Origin of the sequence: Desulfovibrio piger, from assembly GCF_012843875.1 — a bacterium.
Lineage (GTDB): Bacteria > Desulfobacterota > Desulfovibrionia > Desulfovibrionales > Desulfovibrionaceae > Desulfovibrio.
In genome coordinates this window covers 1-4,875 of the sequence record NZ_JABAFY010000086.1, presented here as the reverse complement: position 1 = coordinate 4,875, position 4,875 = coordinate 1, and the positions used below count along the sequence as shown (strand labels likewise).

Below are 4,875 nucleotides of genomic sequence, written 5' to 3'. Positions count from 1 at the left end.
CTTGTCGAGAATGCTTTTCTCCATCTCAAGCGCTGGCGGGGAATTGCCACACGATATGCCAAAAGATGTGCATCTTTCCTTGCCGCCGTTCAAATCAGATGCATATCTTTGTGGGCAAACATAATTTGACGACACTATCTAGTGTGATTTCTGCAAAGGCAAGGCTTTCTTTTCACTTCAAGGAGAAAGATCATGACCAAAAGAAAACAGCCCCCCATCGAATGCCGCTTGCGCCCCAATTATACGAAAAAATGCATCGCCTGTGGGCACGGTCCTGTGGTCGATGTCTATACGAGAGACGGCCATTTCGTGAACAGCACATCCATGTGCGGTGCATGCAGCTTCGGCAAGGAAAAATACGCCGATCCTGAAAACTGGTAGCTGATTCTGCCGGAATTCCCAAATTCCTTCCTTCCCCTCAGAATGAAAGATGCCATGGCATATGCTGCCATGGCATCTTTCGTTTGTTCCTAAAAAAGAAAATTCAATAATTATAGCATATTACTATGCGACGGATGAGCTGTGGAAAGTGCCTCAGGCCAGCATCTCCAGGAAGGCTTCCAGCCGGACCTTGAGCTGCTCCGTATCCGTACCTGAATAATCCGTCACCACCTGCAGGAAAGGCAAGCCCAGCTCTTCGCGCACGAATTTTTTGACGCTCCAGGACTCGACATCATACGGCTGGCAGCCCTGCCATGTCAGATCGACCACGGCATCCACGGCAAAATCCCGGGCCAGATCCTTCAGGATGCTATAGCGGTGGGGGTTGGGAGACATGACGGCGCAGTGCATGTCCAGATAGCGGCGGGCCAAGATGTCCAGGGCATCCCCCTCTTCTTCCATGTTCAGCAGGACTTTCTTGTAACAGGTGCAGTTATCGATACAGACCACGCTGGCACCGCATTCTTCCAGCAATTGCACGACTTTGTGCGACCCCATACCCGTGGGGACGCCTGTCAGCAGGATACGGGGAGCATCTGGAGCCACAGCCGCCGGGGCGTCCTGCAATTCCGCGTGGATGGCCTCCAGCAAGCGGATGGCCTGTTCATAGTCCGGCATGAACGAGGCCCGAAAACAGATGTCCAGCAGATCGAGACCCCGCAGGGGCGACGGACGCCGGCGGGCCAGATCCAGCACCTTTTTCAGGGCCTGACGCAAGCGGGACGTCAGATCCATGGCAGCCCGCAGCTTCTCTTCCGTTATCCGGACGCCAAAGTCCTGTTCCAGACGGGCCACCAACAAGGCGTACTGCTCCCGCCAGTAGGCATGAGCGCGTTCATCCTGGATCTGCGGAAGCTGCAGGACCATCACGGGCTTGTAGGCAGCCAGCAGTTCATACATTTTTTTCTTGCCGTCACAGGTGGCATCCGCCACCACGATGTCAGAAGCCGCCAGATAGGGGCAGCTGTCCTGCAGGGCAAAGCCGAAGCTGCTCTTGATCAGGGGACACAGACAGCGCGGCAGCACCTCTTCCGCCACAGGGATGGAGTCCTGCTTCGTACCGCACAACGAGACCGGCACGGCACCCGCCGCAAGGGCGATCTCCAGCGGGGAATAGATGCAGAACTGCCCCACCACCTTGCGACCTTTTTCCCTGGCTTCCTGCAGGGCCAGCACGTTACGGCTGGTCACATCCCGAAAATGTTCAAGACTTGCGTATGTCATCTTTATTCTCCCATGCGCTCCGGAGCGTGCCGGTGGCGTCGTTGCGTTATCAGCGGGCCGCCACGAGGGCCGCACCCAAAGCTCCCACGGTCTGGGGATCGTCAGGGACATTGACCGGTACTCCCAGCTCCGCCGCAAGCAGTCCGCTGAATGCCGGACTGGTAGCCAGCCCACCGGTAAAGGTGCACTCTCCCTTCAGCGGGATACGTGCTGCCAGCCCCCGCATACGGCGTGCGATGGACAGGTATACCCCCGCAGCGATGTCGGCCGGGGCCGTCCCCTGCGCCAGCAGCCCGATGATCTCTGTCTCCGCAAATACAGCGCACATGCTGGAGATGGATACGGGTTTGCCGGTGGCGGCGGCCTGCCCCAGCTCCGGCAGCTCCATGCCCAGGATACCGGACAAGACCTGCAAAAAACGTCCTGTCCCGGCCGCGCATTTGTCATTCATGACAAAATCCTGCACAGCACCGTCTTCCACCGCGATGACCTTGCTGTCCTGTCCGCCTATGTCCAGCACCACGCCTGTGGCAGGAAACAGCCAGGAGGCACCGCGCGCATGGCAGGAGATCTCGGTCACGACCTTGTCGGCAAAGGGCAAGGCCACGCGGCCATAACCCGTGCCGACCACACGCCGCAGGCCCGCCGGCTCCACTCCCGCGGCACGGCAGGCGGCCTGCAGCACCTGTTCCCCGGCTTCACGGCTGTTCCAGCCAGTGGGCAGAACGGCCCGCCCAAGAACGATCTTTTTTTCCTCGTCCAGCACTACGGCCTTGGCGGCCACAGACCCCACATCCACTCCAGCTACCGGCATGGACAGCCTCCCGCATCATTTTTCCGCTCATCGCGCCCGGTCCCGGCACTTGTATCCAGCATTTCCAGGATGGAAGCCGTCAGGCGCGCATATTCAGGATCCCCACGGTGGCGAGGCCGGGGAATGTCCACCGGCACGACAGCGCGGACCGTTCCCGGGCGCGCCGACATGACCACGACCCTGTCAGCCAGATATACGGCCTCGTCCACCCCGTAGGTCACGAAAAGGATGGTGGTCTTGTGATGCTGCCAGATGCGCAGCAGCTCCCGTTGCAACAGGATACGGGTATGCGCATCCAGCGCCCCGAACGGTTCATCCATCAGCAGCACGTCAGGCCTGTTGGCCAAGGCCCGCGCTATGGCCACGCGCTGCCGCATGCCGCCGGAAAGTTCATGGGGCATGGCCCGGGCAAAAGCGGCCAGATCCACCAGCTCCAGATATTCGCGCGCCACCTTGCGACGCTCTTCGCGGCCTTTCCCGGCAAATTCAAGGCCCAGAGCCACATTGTCTTCCACCGTGCGCCAGGGCAGCAGGGAATATTCCTGGAACACCATGCCCACCTCACGGCGCGGTGTCTTCACCGGCTGGCCCCGGTACAGGATCTCGCCTTCACTGACAGGTTCAAGCCCGGCAGCCATGCGCAAAAACGTCGATTTACCGCAACCGCTGGGCCCCACGATGCAGATGAATTCATTCTCCCGCACATCCAGATCCAGTCCCTTCAGGGCCAGCACTTCACCTTCACGCAGGCGAAAGCGCTTGCGCACCTTTCGGGCAGAAAGCACACTCTCCGTCATACGCGCCTACCGGGAAAACTGTTTCCACGCATACTTGCGTCGCTCTATCCACTGAAAAGCCATATCCAGCAAGGCTCCCACCACACTGATGCTGATCATGCCGGCAATGACCACGTCCGTGCGTCCCACGGTATAGGCATGTGTGATCAGATAGCCCACCCCGGAAAGGCTGCCGGGCAGCATCTCCGCGGAGACCAAACACATCCACGCCACCCCGAGACCTATGCGCAGGCCATTGACGATGGACGGAGCCGCGGCGGGCAGCAGGATCTTGGTGAAGATGTCCCGCTCGGACGCCCCCAGAACCCGGGCCGAATCCACCAGCGTGCGGTTGACCGTCTGCACACCATGCACGGCGCTGGTCAGGATAGGGAACAGCGCGCCGATGAAGATGATGAACAGCATGGATATCTTCAAGTTATTAAGATAATAATATAATTCGCTTCGCGGCAGGCCCATGGCCGTTGCCAGGCTTCTGACGCCGAACCAGGCCAGCACCAGCGGTACCCAGGCCAGAGGCGGGATGGGGCGGAACATGCCCAGAAAAAGATTGAGCAGGCGATGCAGACCGGCATAATAGCCCATGGCCACTCCCAAAGGCACTCCCAGCAGCACGGCTGCCGCATACCCGCAGAGGACGCGCTCCAGACTGATGCCGATATTGCTGCCAGCGTGCCCATGGCGATGACATTGTCCAGCGGGTGCGCCAGCAAGGCCCCGATCTCCTCCAGCGGAGGAAGGATCAGGCTGTTGCCCACCAGTGTCGCCATGGATTCCCATACGATAAAGAAGAGCACAGGCACCAGAAGAGGCGCCGCCCAAAAGATGATTCGTCCCGGCATAGTCGACCTGCAAGCAATGAGTGGCCTGCGGCAGAGGCTCATCCCTGCCGCAGGAAAAGGAACGGCGGTTACAAAGAGATCCGGCTATTTTCCGGTATCAAGGAACGAATCGTTGATCAGCAGGGGGCGGGCCTGCTCCATGGTCTTGTGGCGCAGGCTGCCGCTGAACTTGTTCATGCTGTCCAAGATACGCAGATAGGTATCCGCGCCGCGCAGCCAGCTGTCATTGAAGCTTCCCAGGAACACAAGGCTGGACTTGCGCCCGGCCTCGGGCGGCAGACCGATCCACTGGGCGGCGACCTCACCGGCCTGCTGGGGATGGGCATTGCACCAGGCCCCCACGCGGGAGATCAGGGCTACGAAAGCCCGGACCACTTCAGGATGCTTGGCGATCATTTCTTCAGAGGCCACCCCCACACAAAGGCGACGGAAAACAGGCGTCAGCAAACTGTCTGCGGCGACAAGGACATACAGCCCCACCATAGACAGCGTCAGGTCAGACCAGACAGAAGCATGCGCCAACTATCCATATTCTCTCCAGAAATACTACACCAGATATATTTTGAGCATACGAAGGAAGGAATACAAAGTAAAGTACCCTCCCTGTTCTCTTGAAAGTTTTTCCAAAACAACCAGCTATGAGACCTTTCCCTATCGCCGGAAGGATCAAGACAGTCCTGAAATCAGAACCACCCGCAAAGCGGGTGGTTTGCTCTGGCCCTGTAAGGGCCTGTTACCGGCTGCGCCTAAAGACGCT

The 4,875-nt window shown here is 59.1% G+C and carries 6 protein-coding genes and 1 pseudogene; 2 read left to right on the top strand and 5 right to left on the bottom strand.

The genetic code is table 11. From position 1 onward, the window contains the following. A pseudogene (locus HF854_RS12095) lies at positions 1 to 129 on the top strand (IS5/IS1182 family transposase); the annotation flags it as partial. Positions 130 to 192: 63 nt separating this feature from the next. Beyond that, positions 193 to 381, top strand: a complete 189-nt coding sequence (locus HF854_RS12090; RefSeq protein ID WP_168936508.1) for a hypothetical protein — start codon at positions 193 to 195, stop codon at positions 379 to 381. Positions 382 to 534: 153 nt separating this feature from the next. Here HF854_RS12090 and HF854_RS12085 read toward each other — a convergent pair whose 3' ends face one another. From HF854_RS12085 to HF854_RS12065, 5 genes are all read right to left on the bottom strand, one after another. Then, a complete protein-coding gene (locus HF854_RS12085) occupies positions 535 to 1,665 on the bottom strand; it encodes a double-cubane-cluster-containing anaerobic reductase (protein WP_168936507.1) in 1,131 nt (376 codons plus the stop codon). A gap of 49 nt (positions 1,666 to 1,714) precedes the next feature. Then, complete coding sequence (locus HF854_RS12080) at positions 1,715 to 2,479, bottom strand: acyl-CoA dehydratase activase (protein ID WP_168936506.1); 765 nt, start codon at positions 2,477 to 2,479, stop codon at positions 1,715 to 1,717. After that, the gene (locus HF854_RS12075) at positions 2,470 to 3,264 is read right to left on the bottom strand and encodes an ABC transporter ATP-binding protein (protein ID WP_346765664.1); all 795 of its coding nucleotides are present in this window, start codon (positions 3,262 to 3,264) and stop codon (positions 2,470 to 2,472) included. Before HF854_RS12075 ends, HF854_RS12080 begins: the two co-directional genes overlap by 10 nt. 18 nt (positions 3,265 to 3,282) lie before the next feature. Further along, entirely contained in the window at positions 3,283 to 3,891 is a 609-nt protein-coding gene (locus HF854_RS12070) for an ABC transporter permease (protein WP_346765663.1), read from the bottom strand. Positions 3,892 to 4,202: 311 nt separating this feature from the next. Then, the gene (locus tag HF854_RS12065) at positions 4,203 to 4,565 is read right to left on the bottom strand and encodes an ABC transporter substrate-binding protein (RefSeq protein WP_205906130.1); all 363 of its coding nucleotides are present in this window, start codon (positions 4,563 to 4,565) and stop codon (positions 4,203 to 4,205) included. Positions 4,566 to 4,875: the final 310 nt, after the last annotated feature.

What these genes read in the sequence shown, in the direction of transcription:
- HF854_RS12090 (WP_168936508.1), top strand. Translation starts at nt 193, where the DNA reads ATGACCAAAAGAAAACAGCCCCCCATCGAATGCCGCTTGCGCCCCAAT.
- HF854_RS12085 (WP_168936507.1), bottom strand. Translation starts at nt 1,665, where the DNA reads ATGACATACGCAAGTCTTGAACATTTTCGGGATGTGACCAGCCGTAAC.
- HF854_RS12080 (WP_168936506.1), bottom strand. Translation starts at nt 2,479, where the DNA reads ATGCCGGTAGCTGGAGTGGATGTGGGGTCTGTGGCCGCCAAGGCCGTA.